Annotated in this window: 22 protein-coding genes; 7 read left to right on the forward strand and 15 right to left on the reverse strand. The window is 60.6% G+C overall.

Annotated elements, in window-relative coordinates; translation table 11 throughout:
• Positions 1 to 6: 6 nt before the first annotated feature.
• From sufU to AC1DIG_RS00125, 6 genes are all read right to left on the reverse strand, one after another.
• A complete protein-coding gene (gene sufU / locus AC1DIG_RS00100; RefSeq protein ID WP_477765578.1) occupies positions 7 to 465 on the reverse strand; it encodes a Fe-S cluster assembly sulfur transfer protein SufU in 459 nt (152 codons plus the stop codon).
• Entirely contained in the window at positions 462 to 1,736 is a 1,275-nt protein-coding gene (locus tag AC1DIG_RS00105; RefSeq protein ID WP_477765579.1) for a SufS family cysteine desulfurase, read from the reverse strand. Before AC1DIG_RS00105 ends, sufU begins: the two co-directional genes overlap by 4 nt.
• Positions 1,733 to 3,043: a Fe-S cluster assembly protein SufD gene (sufD, locus tag AC1DIG_RS00110; RefSeq protein WP_477765580.1), complete on the reverse strand. Its 1,311-nt coding sequence runs from the start codon at positions 3,041 to 3,043 to the stop codon at positions 1,733 to 1,735. The genes AC1DIG_RS00105 and sufD overlap by 4 nt, the downstream gene beginning before the upstream one ends.
• The gene (gene sufC, locus AC1DIG_RS00115) at positions 3,040 to 3,804 is read right to left on the reverse strand and encodes a Fe-S cluster assembly ATPase SufC (RefSeq protein WP_477765581.1); all 765 of its coding nucleotides are present in this window, start codon (positions 3,802 to 3,804) and stop codon (positions 3,040 to 3,042) included. Before sufC ends, sufD begins: the two co-directional genes overlap by 4 nt.
• Positions 3,805 to 3,820: 16 nt before the next feature.
• A complete protein-coding gene (gene sufB / locus AC1DIG_RS00120; RefSeq protein WP_477765582.1) occupies positions 3,821 to 5,269 on the reverse strand; it encodes a Fe-S cluster assembly protein SufB in 1,449 nt (482 codons plus the stop codon).
• Between the two features lie 89 nt (positions 5,270 to 5,358).
• A complete protein-coding gene (locus AC1DIG_RS00125; protein ID WP_477765583.1) occupies positions 5,359 to 5,676 on the reverse strand; it encodes a Rieske (2Fe-2S) protein in 318 nt (105 codons plus the stop codon).
• A 326-nt stretch (positions 5,677 to 6,002) separates the two neighbouring features.
• Between AC1DIG_RS00125 and AC1DIG_RS00130 the strand changes: the two genes are divergently transcribed.
• From AC1DIG_RS00130 to AC1DIG_RS00140, 3 genes are read left to right on the forward strand one after another with little or no spacing between them, the layout of a single operon-like run.
• Positions 6,003 to 7,376, forward strand: coding sequence for a glutamine synthetase family protein (locus AC1DIG_RS00130; protein WP_477765584.1), 1,374 nt, complete (start codon positions 6,003 to 6,005; stop codon positions 7,374 to 7,376).
• A gap of 22 nt (positions 7,377 to 7,398) precedes the next feature.
• Positions 7,399 to 8,790 (forward strand): aldehyde dehydrogenase family protein, encoded by a 1,392-nt coding sequence (locus AC1DIG_RS00135; RefSeq protein WP_477765585.1) that lies wholly within the window; start codon positions 7,399 to 7,401, stop codon positions 8,788 to 8,790.
• A 3-nt stretch (positions 8,791 to 8,793) separates the two neighbouring features.
• A complete protein-coding gene (locus AC1DIG_RS00140) occupies positions 8,794 to 9,954 on the forward strand; it encodes an iron-containing alcohol dehydrogenase (protein ID WP_477765586.1) in 1,161 nt (386 codons plus the stop codon).
• Between the two features lie 156 nt (positions 9,955 to 10,110).
• On the opposite strand, the gene cls is transcribed toward AC1DIG_RS00140, so the two are convergent.
• Complete coding sequence (gene cls / locus AC1DIG_RS00145; protein WP_477765587.1) at positions 10,111 to 11,505, reverse strand: cardiolipin synthase; 1,395 nt, start codon at positions 11,503 to 11,505, stop codon at positions 10,111 to 10,113.
• Positions 11,506 to 11,731: 226 nt separating this feature from the next.
• Here cls and AC1DIG_RS00150 point away from each other — a divergent pair, with 226 nt between their 5' ends.
• Both AC1DIG_RS00150 and AC1DIG_RS00155 read left to right on the forward strand, forming a co-directional pair.
• On the forward strand, positions 11,732 to 12,460 hold the full coding sequence (locus AC1DIG_RS00150; RefSeq protein WP_477765588.1) for a Crp/Fnr family transcriptional regulator: 729 nt from the start codon (positions 11,732 to 11,734) through the stop codon (positions 12,458 to 12,460).
• A gap of 123 nt (positions 12,461 to 12,583) precedes the next feature.
• On the forward strand, positions 12,584 to 13,279 hold the full coding sequence (locus AC1DIG_RS00155; protein ID WP_477765589.1) for a Crp/Fnr family transcriptional regulator: 696 nt from the start codon (positions 12,584 to 12,586) through the stop codon (positions 13,277 to 13,279).
• 5 nt (positions 13,280 to 13,284) lie between these two features.
• On the opposite strand, the gene AC1DIG_RS00160 is transcribed toward AC1DIG_RS00155, so the two are convergent.
• The 3 genes from AC1DIG_RS00160 to AC1DIG_RS00170 all read right to left on the reverse strand — a co-directional run bounded on the left by AC1DIG_RS00160 (position 13,285) and on the right by AC1DIG_RS00170 (position 14,871).
• Positions 13,285 to 14,136, reverse strand: coding sequence for a sensor histidine kinase (locus tag AC1DIG_RS00160; RefSeq protein WP_477765590.1), 852 nt, complete (start codon positions 14,134 to 14,136; stop codon positions 13,285 to 13,287).
• 1 nt (position 14,137) lies between these two features.
• Entirely contained in the window at positions 14,138 to 14,587 is a 450-nt protein-coding gene (locus AC1DIG_RS00165) for a carboxypeptidase regulatory-like domain-containing protein (RefSeq protein WP_477766055.1), read from the reverse strand.
• Positions 14,588 to 14,712: 125 nt separating this feature from the next.
• On the reverse strand, positions 14,713 to 14,871 hold the full coding sequence (locus AC1DIG_RS00170) for a DUF3309 family protein (protein ID WP_477765591.1): 159 nt from the start codon (positions 14,869 to 14,871) through the stop codon (positions 14,713 to 14,715).
• A gap of 288 nt (positions 14,872 to 15,159) precedes the next feature.
• On the opposite strand from AC1DIG_RS00170, the gene AC1DIG_RS00175 reads away from it, so the two are divergent.
• The gene (locus tag AC1DIG_RS00175) at positions 15,160 to 15,369 is read left to right on the forward strand and encodes a hypothetical protein (protein WP_477765592.1); all 210 of its coding nucleotides are present in this window, start codon (positions 15,160 to 15,162) and stop codon (positions 15,367 to 15,369) included.
• Positions 15,370 to 15,403: 34 nt separating this feature from the next.
• On the opposite strand, the gene AC1DIG_RS00180 is transcribed toward AC1DIG_RS00175, so the two are convergent.
• A complete protein-coding gene (locus AC1DIG_RS00180) occupies positions 15,404 to 15,964 on the reverse strand; it encodes a lipid-binding SYLF domain-containing protein (protein WP_477765593.1) in 561 nt (186 codons plus the stop codon).
• Positions 15,965 to 16,686: 722 nt separating this feature from the next.
• On the opposite strand from AC1DIG_RS00180, the gene AC1DIG_RS00185 reads away from it, so the two are divergent.
• On the forward strand, positions 16,687 to 16,968 hold the full coding sequence (locus tag AC1DIG_RS00185) for a DUF3077 domain-containing protein (protein ID WP_477765594.1): 282 nt from the start codon (positions 16,687 to 16,689) through the stop codon (positions 16,966 to 16,968).
• Between the two features lie 122 nt (positions 16,969 to 17,090).
• On the opposite strand, the gene AC1DIG_RS00190 is transcribed toward AC1DIG_RS00185, so the two are convergent.
• The 4 genes from AC1DIG_RS00190 to AC1DIG_RS00205 form a co-directional block, all read right to left on the reverse strand.
• Positions 17,091 to 17,813: an NAD(P)H-dependent oxidoreductase gene (locus AC1DIG_RS00190; RefSeq protein WP_477765595.1), complete on the reverse strand. Its 723-nt coding sequence runs from the start codon at positions 17,811 to 17,813 to the stop codon at positions 17,091 to 17,093.
• A gap of 68 nt (positions 17,814 to 17,881) precedes the next feature.
• Positions 17,882 to 19,297, reverse strand: a complete 1,416-nt coding sequence (locus AC1DIG_RS00195) for an aldehyde dehydrogenase family protein (RefSeq protein ID WP_477765596.1) — start codon at positions 19,295 to 19,297, stop codon at positions 17,882 to 17,884.
• Positions 19,290 to 20,480, reverse strand: a complete 1,191-nt coding sequence (locus AC1DIG_RS00200) for a pyridoxal phosphate-dependent aminotransferase (RefSeq protein ID WP_477765597.1) — start codon at positions 20,478 to 20,480, stop codon at positions 19,290 to 19,292. Before AC1DIG_RS00200 ends, AC1DIG_RS00195 begins: the two co-directional genes overlap by 8 nt.
• A gap of 46 nt (positions 20,481 to 20,526) precedes the next feature.
• Positions 20,527 to 22,134, reverse strand: coding sequence for a 5-guanidino-2-oxopentanoate decarboxylase (locus AC1DIG_RS00205; protein ID WP_477765598.1), 1,608 nt, complete (start codon positions 22,132 to 22,134; stop codon positions 20,527 to 20,529).
• Positions 22,135 to 22,137: the final 3 nt, after the last annotated feature.

Consider the following 22,137-nt stretch of genomic DNA (forward strand, 5'->3'; position numbering starts at 1 on the left):
GGCTGATTACTCCGTCGTGACCTGCGAGGCGCCGCCTTCAAGGGCGCTACGCAGCGTGTGCCAGGCCAGAGTGGCGCACTTGACCCGCACCGGAAACTCCCAAACGCCTGAAAGCACCGCGAGTTTACCGAGCTCTGCGGGTGTCACTTGGGCGTTTGGCCCTTCGGTGAGCAACGTATGCACCCGGGCAAAAAGTGCCTGCGCCTCCTCCGGTTTTTTCCCCTTCACCGCCAGCGTCATCAGGGATGCCGAGGCTTGGGAGATGGCACAGCCAACCCCCTGAAAACTGATGTCCTCGATCACTCCGTTCGCAAGCCGGAGATAAATCTTCAACTGATCGCCGCACAGCGGATTGAAACCCTCCGCCGTACAGGTCGCATCCGTAAGCGGGTGAAAGTTACGCGGCCGCTTGCCGTGGTCGATGATTACGTCCTGGTAGAGGTCGCGCAGTTCGTCGCCACTCATCGGAACACCTCCTGAACTTTGGCCAGCCCGGCCACCAGTGCATCGATATCACGCTCGGTGCTGTAGCAACCGAGCGAAGCACGAGCGGTGGCGGGCACGCCGAAACGGGTCATCAAGGGCTGTGCGCAGTGGTGCCCGGTGCGAATCGCGATCCCTTCACGGTCGAGGATAGTGCCAATGTCGTGCGGGTGAATGCCGTCGAGGACAAACGAAAGCACACCGACCTTCTCCGCTGCCGTACCGATCAGCCGCAGGCCGGGCACCGTCGCCAGCGCCTTCGTGGCGTAGGCCTGCACGGCCTGCTCGTGAGCCGCAATCGCCTCCGGCCCCAGTTCAGCGAGAAAGTCGATCGCCGCGCCGAGGCCTATCGCGCCGGCCATGTTCGGCGTTCCCGCTTCAAACTTGTACGGTGGTTTGTTGTAGATGGTTTTCTCGAAGCTGACCGAGAGAATCATGTCGCCGCCGCCCTGATACGGCGGCATGCTTTCGAGCAGCTCGTGACGGCCGTAGAGCACGCCGATGCCGGTGGGGCCGTACATTTTGTGGCCGGACAAGGCGTAGAAATCGCAGCCCAGTGCTCGCACGTCGACCTTGAGGTGCGGAGCCGCCTGGGCGCCGTCGACCAGCACACGTACGCCCCTCGCATGGGCGAGCTCGACAATACGCCGGATCGGGTTGATAGTGCCCAGCACATTGGAGACATGGGTGACGGCCACCAGTCGGGTCCTGGGTCCAATCAACCGTTCCAGCTCATCGAGCAGCAGTTCGCCAGCGTCGTTGATCGGCGCCACCCGCAGCCGCGCGCCCGTCTGCTCGCAGAGCATCTGCCAAGGCACGATATTCGAATGGTGTTCCATGGCCGTGATCAACACCTCGTCGCCTGCACGGAGCTGCGTCTTGCCATAGGTTTGCGCCACGAGATTGACCGCTTCGGTCGTGCCGCGGACGAAGACAATCTCTTCGACGGATTCGGCATTGAGGAAGCCCTGGACCTTGGCCCGCGCCTTCTCGTACTCCTCGGTGGCGCGCACCGAAAGGTAGTGCACGCCACGGTGTACGTTGGCGTTCTCCTTGGAAAAGAAGTGCGACATGGCATCGATGACCGCCTGCGGCTTCTGGCTGGTCGCGGCACTGTCGAGGTAAATCAGCGGCTTGCCGTAGATCGTCTCCGCAAGGATGGGGAACGCCTGGCGCACACGTTCGACGTCATAGCCTGGCGTAAGGTGGAGCGGTTTCGATAGCCCTTGAAGGCGGTTTTCGAGGTCGCTCATGCCGACACCTCCCGCCCGCGCAATTGCGCGGTGACCAGTCGCTGCACATGCTCGCGCAACGGCTCCAGCTCAATGAGCTCAAGCATCTCGCTGACAAACGCAAAGGTCAGCAGCGACCGCGCCGCCGCCAGCGGAATCCCCCGTGAGCGCAGGTAGAAAATAGCCTGTTCATCCAGTTGACCGACGGCAGCACCGTGAGCGCACTTGACGTCATCGGCGAAGATCTCCAGCCGAGGCTGAGAGTTGACCTGGGCCGACGTCGACAACAGCAGATTCTTGTTGGTCTGGCTGGCATCGGTCTTCATCGCTCCCGGGCGTACGATGATCCGTCCGTCAAAGATTCCATGCCCATGATCATCGATCACGCCTTTATAGCGTTCGCGGCTGGTGCAACGCGGGGCCCGATGCTCGATGGTCGTCTGATTGTCCAGGTGTTGCTGGCCTCGCGGCAGGTACAGACCGTTCAGCGCGACCTCTGCGCCGGGGCCTTCGAGTACCACGCGCAGCTCTTGCCGTGCCAGAGTGGCGCCCAATGCAAAAGAGTGCGAAGCGAAGTGACTGCCCGAAGCCTGGCGCACGCTGAGCAGCGCGACATGGTACGCCGCCGTGCTCTGGTTCTGCAGCGTGTAATGTTCAAGTACAGCGTCCGCGTCGAGCACCACCTCGCTGACAGCGTTACTCAGGTAGACCTCGCCCTCGCTGCCGACGTGGCTTTCCACCAGAATCGCCCGGCTCCCCGCCCCCACCCGCACCAAAACACGCGGATGTGTCACCCGTGGCGTAGTGCCCGGCTCCGAGAGGAACACCAGATGGATCGGTGCTTCGAGCGTCGTGTGGGCGGGTATCTGCACCAACGCCCCATCCTCGGCGAGCGCCGTATTCAGCGCCGTAAAGGCTTGCGATTGCACGCCGAACGCATGGGCAAACAGGGTTTCGAGCGTCCCACTGTCGGCGCGCAGCAGCGGCGCGAAATGGGTCACTTGGGTGCCTGGAGGTAGCCCCTTGAGTGCCGAGAGTTCAGTAGCGAAATAGCCATTGACGAAGACCAGCCGCGGGCCACGATAATCGCCGGCCAGCCGCTCGACACTGGCAGCAGACGGGTGCCGGCTCACGCCCGGTTCGGCAGGCTGGAAAGGGATCTCCAGGATGGACGCGACTCGCGTGTGCTTCCAGGCTTCGTCCTTGGCCGTGGGAAAGCCCAGTTCGGCCACCCGCTGGAACGCCTCGAGGCGTAACGCCTGCAGCCAGACAGGATGCCGGGCATCGGCCCGGGGCTCGAGCCTGGCGAGAAACGCCGCGCTGTTCATGGCCTGGCTCCAGGCGCTGCAGAATCCTGCTCATAGCTCGCATAGCCGTGCTTTTCCAGCTCGACCGCCAGCTCCTTGCCACCGGACTGGACGATCCGCCCGTTGGCCATGACGTGCACGTGATCCGGGACGATGTAGTCGAGCAGGCGTTGATAGTGGGTGATCACCAGCAGTGCGCGGTCTTTGCTGCGCAGCGCATTGACGCCAGCTGCGACTGTCCGCAGCGCGTCGATGTCGAGACCCGAGTCGGTCTCGTCGAGGATCGCCAGCCGGGGTTCGAGAATCGCCATCTGGAAAATCTCGTTGCGTTTCTTTTCGCCACCCGAAAAGTCCACGTTGAGCGAGCGGTTCATGAAGCTCTGGTCCATCTCGACCAGCGCCATGCGCTCCTTGGCGAGCTCAAGGAAATCCAGCGCGTCGAGTTCTTCAAGCCCGCGCTGCTTGCGCACGGCATTGAGGGCCGTGCGCAGGAAGTAGAGGTTGCCGACGCCGGGGATTTCCACCGGGTACTGAAACGCGAGGAAAATCCCGGCGACCGCCCGCGCCTCCGGCGGCATGGCGAGCAGGTCCTGACCGTCATACAGCACCTGGCCGCTGACCTCGTAAGTCTCAAGGCCCGCGAGGACCTGGGCCAGCGTGCTTTTACCGGAGCCGTTCGGCCCCATGATCGCGTGCACCTCGCCCGCTTCCACCCGCAGCGTGATGCCCCGCAGGATTTCACGGCCGTCGACGCTGGCGTGCAGATCATTGATCTCGAGCATGCTCCCACCCCGGGCCTTAGCCCACGCAGCCCTCCAGGCTCACACCCAGCAGTTTCTGGGCTTCTACTGCGAACTCCATCGGCAGTTCCTTGAGCACCTCGCGGCAGAAACCGTTGACGATCATCGGCACCGCGTCCTCTGCGCTGATGCCGCGTTGTCGGCAGTAAAACAGCTGCTCGTCGCTAATCTTCGACGTGGAGGCCTCATGCTCGACCTGGGCGCTGGGGTTTTTCACGTCGATATAAGGAAATGTGTGTGCGCCACACTCGCTGCCCAGCAGCAGCGAGTCACACTGCGTGTGGTTGCGGGCACCGGTCGCGGCTTTCTGGATTTTCACCAGGCCGCGGTAGGTGTTCTGTCCATGACCGGCGGAGATTCCCTTGGACAGAATGGTGCTGCGCGTATGCCGGCCGATGTGGATCATCTTGGTGCCGGTGTCCGCCTGTTGGTGATTGGCCGTCAGGGCGACTGAATAGAACTCGCCGACCGAATAATCGCCCTGGAGAATCACTCCCGGGTATTTCCAGGTGATCGCGGAGCCGGTTTCGACCTGGGTCCAGGAAATCTTCGAGTGCGCGCCTGCACATTTGCCGCGCTTGGTGACGAAATTGAAGATACCGCCGCGTCCTTCGGCATCGCCGGGGTACCAGTTCTGCACCGTGGCGTACTTGATCTGGGCGTTATCCAGTGCGACCAGCTCGACCACCGCCGCGTGCAACTGGTTATTGTCGCGCATCGGCGCGGTGCAGCCCTCGAGGTAGCTCACATAGGCGCCCTCCTCTGCGACGATCAGCGTACGTTCGAACTGGCCGGTGTCCGCGGCGTTGATGCGGAAATAGGTCGACAGTTCCATCGGGCAGCGCACGCCCTTGGGCACGTAGCAGAAGGAGCCGTCGGAAAACACCGCCGAGTTCAGTGTGGCGAAGAAGTTGTCGCTGTAGGGCACGACCGAACCGAGGTACTTGCGCACCAGTTCCGGATGGTTTTGCACGGCTTCGGAGAACGAGCAGAAGATCACCCCGACTTCGGCGAGTTTGTGCTTGAAGGTGGTCGCTACCGAGACCGAGTCGACCACGGCATCCACCGCGACGCCGGTCAGGCGTTCCTGTTCGGCGAGCGAGATGCCAAGCTTGCCAAACATCTCGCGCAGCTCGGGATCGACCTCGTCAAGACTGGTGGGCCCTGGCGTTTTCGGCTTCGGCGCCGAGTAATAGATGATGTCCTGGTAGTCGATGGGCGCGTAATGGACGTTCTGCCAGGAGGGCTCGCGCATCGTCAGCCAGTGGCGATAGGCCTTCAGGCGCCAGTCGAGCAGCCACTGCGGCTCGTTCTTCTTCGTCGAGATCAGGCGGATGAGGTCTTCGTTGAGGCCGCGCGGGGCCGCATCGCTCTCAAAATCAGAGACAAAGCCGTACTTGTAGGCCCGGTTGCTGAGTTCGCGGATCCTCGCATTGTCAGTGCTCATCGCGGATGCCTCCTGCTGTTGGCAGGATGATGTGATCGTTTAACTATACTCCTTCCCTGTTCCTTACGACCCGAGCTAGCCCCCGGCGTTCAAACATCCGACGATTGCCGTAACAGGATGTCGTTACCGTCCACCCGGACCTCGAACTGTTCGACCTGGTAAGCCGGTTCTGTGAGGCATTCGCCGCTGGTCACGTCGAACTCGTAGGCGTGGACCGGGCAAATCACCACGTTGTCGCACAGTATTCCGTCCCCCAGCGAACCGTCTTCGTGCGGGCAGGTGTTGTGGATGGCGAAGTACTGGCCATCGACATTGAACAGCGCGACGGGCGTGCCCCCAAGGTTCACGGTCATGCCGTTACCCGGTTCGACATCCCCCACGCAGGCGACCTTGACGAACTCACTCATGACGCCACTCCAGGAGGCATAAGACATTCCGGATTTAACGCTTATTCGTAGCAGCTGCCGAAGGCTGCGTTCGGCCGCGCAGCGGTCGTAAATCCTGCCTCCTCGGTCGATCTGGAAGTCCGCATTGCGTGATTTCACGACCGCTTCGCGGCCGAACGCAGGCTTCGCCAGCTGCTACAGATTGCGTACTGACATTTCTTGATAGTTATTTTAGCTTCTGGATCTGCTGCTGATTCGTCGGGTTTCGCCCGCCAAGACTTGTTTACAGCAGCAGTAGGCTACGCTTTCAGCAACTCATTGCTCATATTTCACGCAGGACTGACGTGATGACCGAGCCCCTCCTCAGCTTCGAAGAACTGAAACTCGCCGCTACCGCAGGTGATATCGATACCGTGCTGGTCTGCATGGTCGACATGCAGGGGCGACTGGTCGGCAAGCGATTCCAGGTCGAGTTTTTCATCGACAGCGGCCATGAAGAAACCCATTGCTGCAATTACCTGCTGGCCGACGACATCGACATGGAGCCGGTGCCGGGTTACGCCGCCGCCAGCTGGAGCAAAGGCTATGGCGATTTCGTGCTGAAGCCCGACATGGCCACCTTGCGTCGCGTGCCGTGGCTGGAATGCACGGCGCTGGTGCTCTGCGACGTGCTCGATCACCACCATCGGCGTGACCTGCCGCACAGCCCGCGGGCAATCCTGAAAAAGCAGATCGAGCGACTGCGTGAGCGCGGCTACAGTGGCATGTTTGCTTCTGAACTGGAGTTCTATCTGTTCGACGAGAGTTACGAGGCCATCCACGAGCGCAACTACCACAAGCCGAAAACCGCCGGCCACTACATCGAGGATTACAACATCCTCCAGACCACCCGCGAGGAGCCGGTGCTGCGGGCGATTCGCAAACACCTGCAGGCCTGCGGCATTCCCGTGGAAAACTCCAAGGGTGAATGGGGCCCGGGCCAGGAAGAAATCAACGTCCGTTATGCCGATGCCCTGACCATGGCCGACCAGCACGTCATCATCAAGCACGCCTGCAAAGAGATCGCGCAGTTGCAGGGCAAGGCGATCACGTTCATGGCCAAGTGGCGCTATGACGCCGCCGGCTCCAGTAGCCATATCCACAACTCGTTGTGGGACAAGAATGGCAAAAAACCGCTGTTTTTCGACCCCAAGGCCGAGTTCGGCATGTCGACGCTGATGCGTGCCTGGGTGGCCGGGCAGCTCAAGTACGCCAACGACATCACCTGTTTTCTCGCGCCTTACATCAATTCGTACAAGCGCTTCCAGGTCGGCACTTTCGCGCCGACACGGGCGATCTGGAGTCGGGACAACCGCACCGCAGGCTTTCGTTTGTGCGCCGAAGGCAGCAAATCCATCCGCATCGAATGTCGCATCGGTGGCGCCGACCTTAACCCTTATCTGGCCTTCGCCGCGTTGATTGCCGCAGGCCTGGCCGGTATCGACGAGCAGCTCAGCCTGGCGCCACCCTTTGAAGGCGATGCCTACCTCGATGAGCACTTGCCGGAAGTCTCGAAGACCCTGCGCGAAGCCTGCGCCGCGCTCAAGGCCTCAAGCATGTTGCGCGAGGCGTTCGGTGACGAAGTGGTCGACCACTACGTGCACACCGCCGAATGGGAGCAGAAAGAGTACGACCGACGGATAACCGACTGGGAACTGCAGCGCGGCTTTGAGCGCTATTGAGCAATCCATTATTGAGGCAGCCATGACGACGATGATTCAACTCATCTCCCCGGTCGATGGCCGGGTCTACGCCGAACGCCACTGCGCTGATGCAACGCAGATCGAGCAGGCTCTGACGGCTGCCGCAGCCGCCCAGGCGTCATGGAAGCGTCGGCCACTGAGCGAGCGCGCCGCTTTTTGCAGTGCCGCCGTGGACGCGATGCTGGCCATGAAAGACGAAATAGTCCCGGAACTGGCCTGGCAAATGGGCCGCCCGGTACGCTTCGGTGCCGGCGAGCTGCGTGGTTTCGAAGAGCGTGCGCGCCATATGATCGCCATCGCACCTGAAGCCTTGGCAGCGGTCGAACCTGCACCTGTCGCGGGGTTTCGACGCCAGATCAAACGCGAGCCGGTGGGCACGGTGCTGGTTATCGCGCCGTGGAATTACCCCTACCTGACGGCGGTGAATACGATTATTCCGGCGCTGATGGCCGGCAACAGCGTCATCCTCAAACACGCCTCGCAAACGCTGCTGGTCGGCGAACGTTTCGCCGAGGCCTTTCGCCGGGCCAATCTGCCTGAAGGGCTGTTCCAGAACCTGCTGCTCAATCACACCTATACCGCTGCGATCATTACCTCGGGACGGGTGCAGCAAGTGAACTTCACCGGTTCGGTCGAAGCCGGCAAATCCATCGAAATCGCCGCCACCGGGCTCTTCCTCGGCATCGGGCTGGAGCTCGGCGGCAAAGACCCGGCCTACGTCCGCGCAGACGCCAACCTTGAGCATGCCGTGGAAAACCTGGTGGACGGCAGCTTCTTCAACTCCGGGCAAAGCTGTTGCGCCGTTGAGCGCATTTATGTCGATCAAAAAATTTACCCGGCGTTTGTCGAGCGTTTTGCCGCCCTGACCCGCCAATACGTGCTGGGCAACCCGTTGGACGAAGCCACTACTCTCGGTCCGTTGGTCAATCCGGGAGCTGCGGAGTTCGTGCGCGGGCAGATCGCCGAAGCGCTGGCAAAAGGTGCAAAAGCACTGATCGATCCAAAGGCCTTTGCGGCGGACGTGCCAGGCAGCGCCTACCTCGCGCCGCAGGTGTTAGTCGATGTCAGCCATCAAATGTCGGTGATGCGCGAGGAAAGCTTTGGTCCGGTGGTCGGCATCATGCCGGTTGCCAGCGACGACGAAGCCATCGCCTTGATGAATGACAGCGAGTTCGGGCTCAGCGCTTCCATCTGGACCACGGACCTCGCCGCCGCCGAACGCATCGGCAACGAGATCGCCACCGGCAGCGTATTCATGAACCGCTGCGATTACCTGGACCCGGCCTTGGCCTGGACCGGGGTGAAAAACAGCGGGCGCGGCGTCACGCTGTCGCGCATCGGCTACGAACACCTGACCCGAGCCAAATCCTTCCATCTGCGCCATGAGATCTGAGCCATGAGCCTGACTGCGAACTGGAACTACCCCACGAGCATCCACTTCGGTATTGGCCGTATCGCCGAACTGGCCGACACCTGCCGCAGCCAAGGTATCCAGCGACCGTTGCTGGTCACCGACAGTGGCCTGGCGCGCGCGCCGATCACCACCGCGGCGCTGGAATCCCTGCGCGCCGCCGGCCTCGGCGTAGCGCTGTTTTGCGACCTCAAACCGAATCCGGTCGAGGCCAACCTGGCAGGAGGGCTCGACGCCTGGCGTGCCGGCAAGCACGACGGCGTGGTCGCCTTCGGCGGTGGCAGCGGGCTGGATATGGGCAAGCTGATCGCCTTCATGAGTGGCCAGACCCGGCCGGTGTGGGATTTCGAAGACATCGGCGACTACTGGACCCGCGCCGATGAAAGCAGCATCGCCCCGATCATTGCGGTGCCGACCACCGCGGGTACGGGCTCCGAGGTCGGCCGTGCAGCGGTGATCATTGATGAGAGTACGCACACCAAACGGATCATCTTCCACCCGAAAATGATGCCGCGGGTGGTCATCAGCGACCCGGCGCTCACTGTCGGCATGCCGGCCAAGGTCACCGCCGGCACCGGCATGGATGCCTTTGCGCATTGCCTGGAATCGTACTGCGCTCCCGGTTTTCACCCCATGGCCGAAGGGATTGCGGTGGAAGGCATGCGCCTGGTAGCCAATGCGCTGGTGCGGGCAGTACGCACCCCCTCTGATCTTGAGGCGCGCGCAGAAATGCTCGCCGCCGCCGCGATGGGTGCCACCGCCTTCCAGAAAGGCCTGGGCGGGATGCACGCGCTCGCGCATCCGGTGGGCGCCCTGTACGACACCCATCACGGCATGACCAACGCCACCTTCATGCCTTATGTCTTGAAGTTCAATCGCCCGGCCATCGAGGAACGCATCACTCGCCTGGCCGCTTACTTGCGTCTGCCCTCGCCTGGCTTCGACAGCTTTCTCGCCTTCGTCCTCAAGTTGCGCAAGGACATCGGCGTGCCGCATACGCTGTTTGAGCTGGGGGTGGATGATCGGCAGGCTGACCTGATCGCCGACATGGCGATTGTCGACCCCTGCGCTGGCGGCAACCCGCTGCCCTTGACCCGCAATGGCGCGGCAGAGATTTTCGACGCGGCGTATCACGGCCGGCTCTAGCGCAAATGCCAGTCAGTTAAGGTGCGGAACCTGTGGGAGCGGGCTTGCTCGCGAAGGCGGTGTGCCAGGCAACATTAATGTCGACTGACACTCCCTCTTCGTGAGCAAGCCCGCTCCCACATGAATTTCGCTCGGCTCAAAGTCCTAGGGGTTGCCTCACAGCCAGTACTCCCAGAGGTGCGCAAACTGCTCCTTGGCTCTTACGTCAAGGGAACGCTGCTGCCACTTCTCAAGCGTAATTTCGTTCGACTTCAGCAGGTCCGCGAGGAACGCTGCACGCATTTTCTCGCCGAATCCGCTGCCCAGTACCACGACGTTGACTTCCTGGTTGTGCAGAAAACTTCGCCAGTCAAGATTGGTAGAGCCGACCGTGGACCAGACACCATCGATCACCGCGGTTTTGACATGCAGCAAGGCATCGCGGCGTTCGTAGAGCTTGACACCGGCCTTTAGCAGTTCGGTGTAATGCCTGCGGCCAGCGTTGAATACCAGCCAGGAATCAGTGCTGCTGGGCAGCACCAGCTTCACATCGACGCCGCGTGCCACAGCATTCTTGAGCTCCGCCAGCAACTGCGGATCGGGCACGAAGTAGGCGTTAGTCAGCCAGATTTCGGTTTGCGCACTGCGCAGCGCCGAAATCAGCGTGGCGTAGATCAGGCTGTAGGGTTCGTCTGGCGAGCTGCCGATGGCACGAACGACCTCGTGGCCTTTTCGTTCGGTTTGCGGGAAGTAATGACGTGCCGCAAGCGGTTTGCCTTTCTGCTTTTGCCACGTTTCGATAAATAGCTTTTGCAGTTCAGCCACTGCCGGCCCTTCAACCCGCAGGTCAGTGTCGCGCCAAGGCAACTTGCCGCCAGGTTTGACTTTGGCGTTCAGGCTGAACGAGTTGCCTGAATGGACACTACTCACGTTGATACCGCCGAGGAAGGCAATTCGGCCATCAACGATCAGTAGCTTACGATGATCCCGCTGGTTCACCTGCCACCCAGCCTTGGCGGTCGCTGGATTGACCGGATTGAATTCCAGCACATTGATGCCTGCGGCGGTCAGGCGGGTAAAAAAAGCCGAAGGTGTGCTGAGGGTACCGACACTGTCCCGGATCAGATTGACCTGCACCCCAGCCGCCTGTTTGGCAATCAGCGCCGCGGCAAAGCGCTCGCCGATTTCATCGTCGTCAAAAATGTAACTCTCGATATTGATGTGATCACGCGCGCTACTAATCGCAGAGATCATTGATTGGTAGGTAGTCGGACCGTTCTGTAACAGTTCGACCTTGTTGCCGTCCGTCAACGGGCTGCCGACGATGGCCTCCTCGATCGCCATATGCAGGTCGAAGATGTTCGTCTGGACGCCATTGGCCTTCAAACGGTCAATAACGGCCTTGCTGCGTTCGGCTGACAGCGGTCCATGCGTACTGTCGATCTTCACAGAGGCCGGGTTGGTGTAGGCCATATCGGGAACGATGGTGGGCAACGAACCACACGCCACGAGCAGTGTCAGGCTCGGCACTGTCAGAGTTCGCAGCAAAATCCGGATGGAAAACAGGTTCATGCAGCCTCCGCCCGAAACTGAAGGGGACACAGTAAATGAGCACAGTTTCGGTGCGATAACGCTCTTAAATTTAGACTCTGCACAACAGCCCTGCGGCTTTTTTATCGCTGTCAGCGGGTTCGAATGCGTGTAGTAATACCGACAGACGGTTAAGTGCGGTTATGTACACAGCACGCCATGGATTAATCTGTAATTATCGAAACCCTGCCTACGGACGGTGGCTGAAATGCTTGATGCTCCCAGGCCACAACAGAACCATTTGCTGGCGGCCCTGCCCGCGCAATCGCTGGAGCGCTTGCTGCCCTACCTCGATCCGATCACCCTGCCGCTCGGCAAGGTGCTCTACGAGTCCGGGGATGCCCTGCGACACGTCTACTTCCCCACCGACTCCATCGTGTCCTTGCTGTATGTGATGGAGAACGGCGCCTCGGCGGAAATTTCAGTGGTCGGTAATGAAGGCTTGATCGGCATCGCCGTCTTCATGGGTGGCGAAAGCACGCCAAGCCGGGCAATTGTCCAGAGTGCCGGGCATGCCTTTCGGTTGCCCGGCCAGCGACTCAAGGATGAGTTCAACCGCCACGGAGAGATGCTCCTGCTGATGTTGCGCTACACCCAGGCGTTGATCACCCAGATGGCCCAGACCGCGGTGTGCAACCGCCATCACTCGATTGATCAACAACTGTGCCGCTGGTTGCTGCTGTCTCTCGATCGCCTGCAAGACAATCAACTGATCATGACCCAGGAGTTGATCGCCAACATGCTCGGCGTACGTCGTGAAGGCGTGACCGACGCCGCCGGCAAGCTGCAACGCCTGGGCGTTATCGAATACAGCCGTGGCCACATCAAGGTGCTGGACAGGGCCGCACTCGAACTACTGAGCTGCGAGTGCTACGCGGTGGTCAGAAAAGAAACCGAGCGGCTGCTGCCTTACGTTCCGCTAAAGCCAACCCGCTGACTGCCAGTATCTGCGTGTTCTAGCGAACAGACCGGCCTGCCAGAGTCACCCACACTTAACGCATGAGACGGCCCCGGCACCTGTCCCGCCCATCCAGGGCCCACTGTGCCGCAGGATCTGCGCATGCCAATGACATCTGGGCGACCCATAGAAAACCGGCTACTCCAGGGGCTGTCGAAGACTGACTACGGCCGGCTGGCGGCACAGTGCGATAACGTCGAACTGGCCTTTAGCACCGTCCTGTGCGAACCGGGTCATCCGATCCTGCATGTGTATTTCCCTCAAACAGCGCTCATTGCTGAAGTGGTGACGTTGTACCGCCACCCTCCGCTACACATGAGCCTGATCGGCAATGAGGGGATGCTTGGGGCGACGCTTGCTCTGGGGGTTAATACCGCCCCCATGCGCGCCGTGGTGCAAGGCGCTGGCACGTGCCTGAGGATGAGTGGCTTGCAGTTGCAGGTCGCGCTGCGCGAGAGCCCGTTATTGTTGCGCAGGCTCAATCAGTACCTGTACGTGCAGATGATGCAGCTCGCTCAAACCGCCGCCTGCACCCATTTCCACGAGATCGAGCCACGCCTGGCGCGCTGGTTGCTGATGACCCATGATCGCGCGCACGCCAATCACTTTCACCTGACCCACGTGTCCCTGGCGAACATGCTCGGGGTTCGGCGAAGTGGTGTGACATTGGCCGCCGGCACGCTGCAACAGCGTGGATTGATCCGTTACACCCGTGGTGAAATCACGATTCTTGACCGCAAGGGATTGGAAGCGGCGTCATGCGAGTGCTATAGCGACACCCACTCGCCTGCGTTATGACACGACTATCGTGCCAAGGGAAAGGTCGCCGTGAACGTGGTACCGCCTTCTGTCGAGGAGGTCACCCGTACATCGCCGTGATGCGCTCTGACAATCTCTCGCACAATGAACAGGCCAAGCCCGACACTGCGCAGTTTTGCGTTATCGTGACTGCCGCGAATCATCGGTTCGAACAGGTTGTCGAGCAGCTCTGAGGGTATCGGCGTGCCAAGGTTGTGCACGGTAATGATCACCTGGTCCCCGAAGCACGAAGACACCGTGACCCCACCCTCAGCCGTGCCATAGGCAATCGCGTTGGCAACCAGATTGCCAATAAGCTGGTAGATCCGGTCACTGTCGGCGATGAAATGACCTTGGCCGACACAAAGATGAGTCAGCGTGTGCTCAGGGAACACCAGACTCAGCTCGTCCAGGCATTCGCCCACCAATGTGTGCAAATCAACGTGTTTGAGGGAAACCGCAATGCTTCGCCCGACTTGCCTCAGGGTGAAGTCCAGCAGGTCTGCCACCAGACGTTGCGCGCGCTCTGCAGCGTGTGTGATGTGGCCGAGTAGTTGTGCTTGCTTGGGAGGCAGGTCACGGCAACCGAGCAATTGCGAAGCCATTTCTATCGCCGCCAACGGATTGCGCAGGTCGTGACTGACAATCCCGATCAGCTGTTCGGCGAACAGCGCCCGGTCTGCTGCCACGGCGTAGTTGCTCCATAACGCGTCCTGTGCAACGTCCATCGCATAGTCGGCCTTGAGGTTCATCGGCAGATACCGCTCGGCAAGCATGCGGGCAGCGAGAGGCCGGTCATCGGTCTTGAACGGCCTCACCTCATGAAACGTGCCGTGGTACGCAATACTCGGTTGCACGCTATTCACTCCAGTGCAAGTTCAGCGTTTCGATGGATTTACCACCGACTGAAATGGTGTGGCGCTCTTCATGGCCATTCAAACGAGCGATGACCACGTATTTGTTTACCGGCAGTTGTGCATACACGATGGGGCCCACCTGACTCAGCGATAACAGGGGGCTACCTTTTTCGCTCTGGATCACCACGTCGACATTGCTGACGTATTGATTGGCCGGTCCGGTTGAAAAGGTCATGTGTAGGTTGTAGCCCTGGGTCTGGAGCAAGGCCTTTGACTCATCAAGGCCGATGCCTCCCGTCAGATAGCGGATGCCATTCTGCTCCTGCGGCTCCAACTGCACGGCCGACATGTCAACCGGTTCTGCGGTGGCTGCATGCAGCACCACGGGAGACAATCCCAGCAATAGGGCCAGGGTGAGTCTTGAAAGCGTCAGTGAATGACTGAACATCATGATGGTTTTCATATTTTCTCCGGTAAATAACCAGCAGTAATCTGCCTGGTACTCAGAGTGCGCGTAGTGGCCGGATTGAGTCTGTGCGTTAGTGCACGGAGGTGTGCGTGTTTTATTAACGGGTGTCAGATTCTCCCTAATAAAAGCAACACAACCAGGACAATAACGACCACGCCTAATAAACCGCTCGGCGCATAGCCCCAGCCTCGGCTGTGCGGCCATGTCGGAATAGCGCCAACCAGCAGCAAAATCAGCAGGATCAACAGTATGGTTCCCAAGCTCATGGCTTTTCTCCTTGAGTCTGCAAGTAAGTGGATGTTGTGCAGGCAGTGAGACCTTGATCTGTGCAGTGCAGGCTACCAACTTGACGCAAGTACCCGGTGCGGTCTGTACGGCAACACACATATCGTCAGTGTTTGATTGATCAAAGGCGCAGTCGTTGTTATTCCGCTTGTGCAACGTTTTTTGCGTTATTTAGATTGCCCAGTGTGTGATGGCGTACAGAACGCTGCGACGATCCGGCACAGAATAAAAATAACCACAGAGCAACCTTCGCTGCAGCAGGTAAAACCATGAACACAATGACCGAATCCGCCCTGGTACAGCGTATTAATGCACAGTGCCATCCCTTGATGCGCTACCTCCACAAATTAAGTGGCGTACGCTATTTGGCCGCCTATGACGCCACCGGCAGTTATGAACTGAACCCTATAAACGGCCATGTAAAACACGCAACCGACAGCGAGTTAGCCGATACGCAAGTCTGGGAGAGACTGCCTTAGGCAGCCTCTCCAGCCTGGATATACGTTATCGAATTTATCGTTTGATCAGCGAAATCTTGGTGCCTTCAATGCTGACGCCCGCCATCAGGCCTTGCTGGTCAAAGACAAACGCATAAGCATCGTCTTTCAATGTCGAGCTCGACAGATTTTTCGCAACGCCTTGGTCAACCAGGACGACGGTCGGGCCTACACCAACTTCCCAGCCCTTGGTCTCACGTACATACTTGACCGCTTTGTCAGTCATCAGGAACACGGCATAAGCATAGGACTGGGCTCCCGCCTGCAAGCCCCATGAACCGGTCACGGTGTTGTAGTAGTTGTCTACTTTTGAACCGCTGAACATGACTCCTTCACCATAACTGCCACCAAATACCAGACCCGCCTTGATAACTTTAGGGAATACGAGCACTGCCTTGGCAGTACGCGACATGGTCTCGGCCACCGGGTTAGCTTTGTAGAGCATTTGCAAGGCATGCCGCGAATCCTGTTCCAGGTCCGCGGCCGTTGCGGCGCTTGCGGTATTGAGCAAACCTGTTGAAGCCAGTGACAGGGTTGTGAGGGCGATAAACAGAAGTGAGCGTAATGAGCGTGTCATGGCTGTACTCCAATGCGAGCAATGCAAACAATGCGGCGAGCCGATAACCATCAGGATTGGCAGCCGCTGACTGTTTATTAAAGTGTAGTAGCGACCGGCCGATGTCTGTTCGGTGGCGCACATTGGCAGCCGCTGAAAGGCTTCAATCGTGGTGCAGCCAGCGCGAATTCCGCCTTGGATGAGCGGACGAGCCCACTAATGAGGGATTTCGCGGGCGGCGCCATAAACGAGTGTTCTCGGAATGATCAACACTCTCAAGACAGCGGAGATCCCTGTGGGAGCGAGCTTGCTCGCGATGGCGGTGTCTCAGGCAGTGTCGATGTTGGATGTACCGACGTCATCGCGAGCAAGCTCGCTCCCACAGGGTTTCGTGTGTTCATGCCAAGCGGCGCGGTGTCAGTCGAGGGCTACGCGGCCTTGCGTTGTGACCTACACCTGCGCCAGAATCCGCCGGCTTGCGCGCTTGGCACCGGGTCTCTATCGTTTCCGTGTCGCTGAATGTTCAGTGACCGGGTGTGAGAGCCTGAAGAAATCAAAGCGCAAAAGCGCCCCAAAACCTATCGCAGCGTATTTCTCTCTGCGAGAACGTTTTATGGCGGCTGTGCGTGGGAGACCCTTGGGTCTACCGGTTTCTTTGATTGCCGGTTTCTCACCCCGCGTACAGCTGCCACCCAAACTTGTGAGAAAGTTCGCGGCAGCTCCTCAAATCAAGGAGCTAGACAATGCCCCACTCTCTGCCTCTGAAAACCGCCGGCCTTACCCCGTTTTCCATCCACAACGATCAAGCCCTGTTCCGCGTCAATAGTGGAGTGCCGATCCGCGAGGCGTTGTCCCACGTTTCTGATTTGCTCCATCTCTCCAAACTCCTGGCCGAAGACGCTGCCATGGAACGCGGCACCGACCGTTATGCCTGGGCAGCGCACTACTTGCAGGAGATGAGCAAGGCGGTGATCGATGATGTGGTCAAAGTGCTGGGCGCGGTGGACGGCCAGCGCACTCAGTAAGCACCCACGCATAACCTGTGGGAGCGGGCTTGCTCGCGAAGGCGGAGTGTCAGCCAACGGAGATGTTGAGGTTGATGGCCTCTTCGCGAGCAAGCCCGCTCCCACAAGGTGTGTGGTGTTGATCAGACGTCGGCGGTTGCCGGGTTGCGCAACGGATATAGCTGTTCATCGAACTGCGACAAGCGCGGGAACTCAAGCGGTTGCTCGTCGCCAAGGTGCTCCAGACGCAGGCGATAGTCTTTGAGGAATGCCTGGCGCGCCTCATCACTGATGTAAGGCACATGCCAGGCCACGAACGGTTCCAGCACCTCAAACCCGACGTAAGCCAGCGTGCCGCGCAAGATCGGCCGCAGCATGTCCTGCAACGGGCCGTGAATCGCATCCTCACCGAACATATGCTCGCGACCGCCCAGAGTTACGCTCACCAGCGCCTTCTTGCCGCTCAACCCGCCCTGATCGTAAAAACGCTTGCCGCCGTAGCAGACACCGGACACCAGCACCCGGTCGATCCAGCCCTTGAGCATCGCCGGGGCGGAGAACCAGAAAATCGGGAAGTTGAGAATCAGCAAGTCCGCCCACAGCAGCTTGTCGAGTTCAGACTGAATATCCGCCGCCAGCGACTGGCTCTTCACCCCCAGGCGTTGCTCCAGCGCATAGACCAGATACTCGGGGTTTTCCCGCGAGGAAAAGTCATTGCTGCTGGCCACCGGGTTCCAGTTCATCGCGTACAGGTCACTGACCTGGACCTCATGCCCTTGGGCTTCAAGGGTCGCGACAGCCTGGTCACGCAGTGCAGCGGTAAAGGATTTCGGCTCCGGATGGGCGTGGACGATCAGTACTTTCATGGCAATTCCTTAGACGTTTGCACGCAATGTGTTTGAAGACAGTAATGGGCATGTGGAGTCATCAACGATCACACCTGAATGGCCTTCACTTCGACGAATTCGTTGAGCCCCTCCTCCCCCCATTCGCGGCCGTTACCCGACTGTTTGTAACCACCGAACGGCGCCTGATAGTTGAACGCTGCGCCATTCAAGAAACACTGGCCCGCACGCAATTGCCGGGCGAGTTGCAAGGCCCGATCTGCGCTGCCGGCCCAAACACCGCTGGACAGACCGAACGGCGAGTCGTTGGCGATCTGAATCGCCTGTGCCTCATCGGCATAGGGAATCAGGCACAGCACCGGGCCGAAGATTTCTTCCTGAGCGATGCGCATCCGGTTGTCGACATCGGCGAACAATGTCGGGCTTACGTAGTAACCGCGCTCGAACGCCTGCGCCGTGTCGCCGCCACACACCAGCCGCGCGCCTTCCTGCTGACCGACCTGAATGTAGTCGCGCACGGTACGCCGTTGGGCCGCCGAGCACATCGGCCCGAGAAAGCTCTGCGGGTCGAGCGGATCGCCCATGCGCAAACTCAAGGCTTCTGCCCGCGCCAGTTCCACCGCCTCGGCATAACGACTGGCCGGCAGTAACATGCGGGTCAACGCGGTGCAGGTCTGCCCGGAGTTGATCATCACGTCCTGCACGCCGTAGCGCACCGCGGCGGACAGGTCCGCATCCTCGGCAATCAGCAGCGGCGACTTGCCGCCCAGTTCCAGGCAGACGCGTTTCACCGACGGTGCCGCCGCTTGCGCCACTCGCACGCCGGCGCCGGTGGAACCGGTGAACGACACCATGTCCACGTCCGGGTGTTTAGCCAGTGCTTCACCGACCTTCGAACCCGGCCCGCTGACCAGGTTGAACACCCCGGCCGGCAAGTCGATGGCCTCGATCATTTGCGCCAGTAAAAACGCATGCAGCGGGGTTTCCTGACTCGGCTTGACCACCACCGTGCAACCGGCCGCCAACGCCGGTGCGAGCTTGCCGATCAGTTGATGCAGCGGGTAGTTCCAGGGATTGATGAAGGCGCAGACGCCCACCGGTTCGCGGATCACCAGCGAATTGCCGACCTCGCGCACTTCATCCATCAAGCTTGCGAGCTCGACGTATTGCTCCAGCCCGATGATTGGCCCGTCCACCTGAACCGAACGACACCATTGCACCGGCATCCCCAGTTCAGCGGTGATCACTGCGGCCATCTCGTCGGCCCGTGCGCGCAACTGCTCGGCGAGGGCGCGGATGTAGCCGGCGCGTACGCTGGATGGTGTCCGCGACCAAGTACTGAAAGCCCGACGTGCTGCGGCCACGGCGTTCTCGACGTCGCGCTCATCGCCCAGCGGCACCGAACCCGCCACTGCCTCAGTCGCCGGGTTGATCACCTCGGCGATGCCCTGCCCCGACGGCGTTTGCCAGCGTCCATCAATAAACAGCGCGGTGTGGTTATGCATGGAGTTGGGCCTCCATCAGTTCACTGGCACAGCGGGCGATCCGCTGGCAGGCATCACGCAACGGTTCTGCGCCCACCACCAGTCCCAGACGAATATGCCCGGCGGCACTCGGGCCGAACGCTTCACCGGCCAGCACTGACACACCATGCCGATCGAGCAGGCGATCAGCGAACGCTTGGGCGCTGAGCCCGGTTTCGCGAATATCGACCATCACGAACATCCCGCCATCCGGCTTCAACGGGCTCACACCGGGGCAATCCGCGAGGGATTCACAGACCAGATCACGACGCTGGCGATAGGCGTCGCGCATGGCGGCCAGCTCCGGTAAGTTGCTTTCCAACGCCACCACGGCGGCGTCCTGAACAAAGTCCGGCGAGCCGTAGAGCATGCACAGCGCGAGGTTTTCCAGATGCGCCGCGAGGGATGGCGGCGCCACCACCCAGCCGACGCGCCAACCGGTCATGGCGTGGGATTTCGACAGGCTGTTGAGCGTCGCGGTGCGCTCGGCCATGCCCGGTAAGCTGGCCGGGCTGACGTGTTCGCCCTCAAACAGCAGCTCACTGTAGACCTCATCGGAAATCAGCCACAGGTCATGGGCGATGCACAGTTCGGCCAGCGCCTGCCAGGTGGTTCGCGGCAGACTGGCGCCTGACGGGTTGTGCGGACTGTTCAGCGCCAGCGCCCGAGTGCGCGGCGTGATGCGGGCGGCAACGTCTTCGGGCAGCACCCGAAAGCCGTTCTCGGAACGCACCGGCACTGGAATCACCACCGCACCGCAGGCACCGAATACCGCTTCATACGTGACGTACATCGGCTCGGCGACAATCACTTCATCGCCCGGGTTGAGCACGCACTGGGCGACGCTGAACAGCGCACATTGCGCCCCGGCCAGCACCGTGACCTGATCGGCCGAAACCTGCTGACCGCTGCGTTGCTGATGACGCTTGGCGATGCTTTCACGCAGCGCGCGTTTGCCACGCACTTCGGCGTAGTGGGTGTTGCCGGACAACAGGCTGTCGATAGCCGCCTGCACGATCGGCACCGGCGTGTCGAAATCCGGGTCGCCCACCGACAGCAGCAGAATGTCTTCGCCCTGTTCTTGCAGCGCCAGTGCGCGGTAGTGAATGTCCCAGGCGGCGGCGCCGTCACCGGCGATACGTTGAGTCAGATCGGAAAAGCGCATGGCCCTATCCCCTTTTTAAAAAAAGCCCCGCAACAATGTTTGAACATCAGTGCGCGCACGCATGCTTGAGTTCGATCAGAGTCACGCCGTTGCGTTTGAAGCCGTGGCGCAGATCGGTTTGCAGCTCAGCCAGGCTCTGCGGCTGGCTCACGCTGCAACCGAACGCCCGGCCAAGAGCGGCGAAATCCGGGTTGCGCGGCAACACGCCAATCGGCTCGATATCCAGCCCCAACATGTCGTCGCGAATCTGCCCCAGCGCGTCGTTGTTCCACAGCAATACCACCAGCGGGCTGTCCAGTTCCTCGACGGCAGTCGCCAGTTCCTGCGCGGTGTAGAGAAAACCGCCGTCGCCAACCAGCACCAGTCCAGGCCGTTGCGGCGCACCGAACTTGGCGCCGATGCCCGCCGGCAAGCCATAACCCAAGGTGCCGTAGCCGGTCGGATGCAGCCAACTGCGCGGCGCCAGGCTGTTGAAGGCGTAGTTACCGGTGTAGGCCAGTTGGGTCATGTCGGTGCTGATGAACGCGTTGTCCGGCAGCTCGGCGGCGATACGCTCAAGAATCGCCTGATGGATCGACTGCAACGGACCGTGGCCGGCCTTCACTGCTGCTCGCAATGCAGCGACTGCGGCAATCGGCACACTGGCATCGCGGGTGTCGGGCGACAGACGCTCCAGCAACGCTGCCAGGGTTTGGTGCGCATCGCCGTGCAACGCCACCGCGCATGGGTAGAAGTCGTTGAACTTGCGCGGGTCGATGTCCACGCGCAGCAGTTCGGCATTCAGCGGCAGACGCTCGCGCCAGAAATCGGTGTCGGCCATTTCAGTACCAACCGCCAGCACCACGTCGGCTTCGGCGATCAGTTGCCAGCCCGGTTCCACGCACAGGGTCGAGCCGGCATTGAGCGGCGCATCCGGCGGCAACAAGCCTTTGCCGGCGACGCTGGTGAAAAACGGCGCAGCCAGCCGAGTGCTGAGGCTCTGAAGTTCCTGCGCCGCGTTCAGCGCGCCGCCACCGGCAATGATCATCGGCCGCTTGGCCGCCTGCAGCTTGGCCACGGCTTGATCCAGCGCGGTCGCTGCCGGTACGCCGCGTCCGGGGCGACGCACCACTTCATGACTCCAATCGCGAGTAACCTGTGCTGACAGCACATCCAGCGGCACAGAAATGTGTACCGGCCGTGGCCGTTCGCTGTCGAACACCGCATAGGCACGGGCGATCAGCTCCGGCAGGTCCTCAGTGCTCAGCGCCACCGCCGAGAACGCGGTGATCGGCGCGGTCATGGCGCGCTGGTCCTGGGTTTCATGCAGGCAACCCCAGCCCTTGCCGAGGCTGGCGGTGTGGTTGACGCTGGAAATCACCAGCATCGGAATCGAGTCGGCATAAGCCTGACCGATGCCGGTCGCGGCATTGGTCACACCCGGCCCGGTGATGATGAAGCACACGCCGGGTTTGCCGCTGACGCGCGCATAGCCGTCGGCCATGAAGCTGGCGCCTTGCTCGTGGCGGGTCAATACGTGGCGAATGCCGCTGCCGGGCAGGCCGCGATACAGCTCCAGGGTGTGCACGCCGGGAATCCCGAATACGGTGTCGACGCCGTAGTTGGCCAGCAGGCGAACCAGGGCCTGGCCGCCGGTCAAAGTTGTGGTTTGCATGTT

The organism is Pseudomonas sp. 05N431 (genome assembly GCF_056397005.1).

Bases quoted from the DNA above. Each gene is read 5' to 3' on its own strand.
- AC1DIG_RS00200 (WP_477765597.1), bottom strand. From the start codon at position 20,480: ATGCGCTTTTCCGATCTGACTCAACGTATCGCCGGTGACGGCGCCGCC.
- AC1DIG_RS00165 (WP_477766055.1), bottom strand. From the start codon at position 14,587: ATGATGTTCAGTCATTCACTGACGCTTTCAAGACTCACCCTGGCCCTA.
- sufD (WP_477765580.1), bottom strand. From the start codon at position 3,043: ATGAACAGCGCGGCGTTTCTCGCCAGGCTCGAGCCCCGGGCCGATGCC.
- AC1DIG_RS00175 (WP_477765592.1), top strand. From the start codon at position 15,160: ATGAACACAATGACCGAATCCGCCCTGGTACAGCGTATTAATGCACAG.
- AC1DIG_RS00150 (WP_477765588.1), top strand. From the start codon at position 11,732: ATGCTTGATGCTCCCAGGCCACAACAGAACCATTTGCTGGCGGCCCTG.
- AC1DIG_RS00195 (WP_477765596.1), bottom strand. From the start codon at position 19,297: ATGCATAACCACACCGCGCTGTTTATTGATGGACGCTGGCAAACGCCG.
- AC1DIG_RS00105 (WP_477765579.1), bottom strand. From the start codon at position 1,736: ATGAGCGACCTCGAAAACCGCCTTCAAGGGCTATCGAAACCGCTCCAC.
- AC1DIG_RS00190 (WP_477765595.1), bottom strand. From the start codon at position 17,813: ATGAAAGTACTGATCGTCCACGCCCATCCGGAGCCGAAATCCTTTACC.
- AC1DIG_RS00155 (WP_477765589.1), top strand. From the start codon at position 12,584: ATGCCAATGACATCTGGGCGACCCATAGAAAACCGGCTACTCCAGGGG.
- AC1DIG_RS00180 (WP_477765593.1), bottom strand. From the start codon at position 15,964: ATGACACGCTCATTACGCTCACTTCTGTTTATCGCCCTCACAACCCTG.
- AC1DIG_RS00185 (WP_477765594.1), top strand. From the start codon at position 16,687: ATGCCCCACTCTCTGCCTCTGAAAACCGCCGGCCTTACCCCGTTTTCC.
- AC1DIG_RS00125 (WP_477765583.1), bottom strand. From the start codon at position 5,676: ATGAGTGAGTTCGTCAAGGTCGCCTGCGTGGGGGATGTCGAACCGGGT.
- AC1DIG_RS00135 (WP_477765585.1), top strand. From the start codon at position 7,399: ATGACGACGATGATTCAACTCATCTCCCCGGTCGATGGCCGGGTCTAC.
- AC1DIG_RS00130 (WP_477765584.1), top strand. From the start codon at position 6,003: ATGACCGAGCCCCTCCTCAGCTTCGAAGAACTGAAACTCGCCGCTACC.
- cls (WP_477765587.1), bottom strand. From the start codon at position 11,505: ATGAACCTGTTTTCCATCCGGATTTTGCTGCGAACTCTGACAGTGCCG.
- sufB (WP_477765582.1), bottom strand. From the start codon at position 5,269: ATGAGCACTGACAATGCGAGGATCCGCGAACTCAGCAACCGGGCCTAC.
- AC1DIG_RS00205 (WP_477765598.1), bottom strand. From the start codon at position 22,134: ATGCAAACCACAACTTTGACCGGCGGCCAGGCCCTGGTTCGCCTGCTG.
- AC1DIG_RS00140 (WP_477765586.1), top strand. From the start codon at position 8,794: ATGAGCCTGACTGCGAACTGGAACTACCCCACGAGCATCCACTTCGGT.
- sufU (WP_477765578.1), bottom strand. From the start codon at position 465: ATGAGTGGCGACGAACTGCGCGACCTCTACCAGGACGTAATCATCGAC.
- AC1DIG_RS00170 (WP_477765591.1), bottom strand. From the start codon at position 14,871: ATGAGCTTGGGAACCATACTGTTGATCCTGCTGATTTTGCTGCTGGTT.
- sufC (WP_477765581.1), bottom strand. From the start codon at position 3,804: ATGCTCGAGATCAATGATCTGCACGCCAGCGTCGACGGCCGTGAAATC.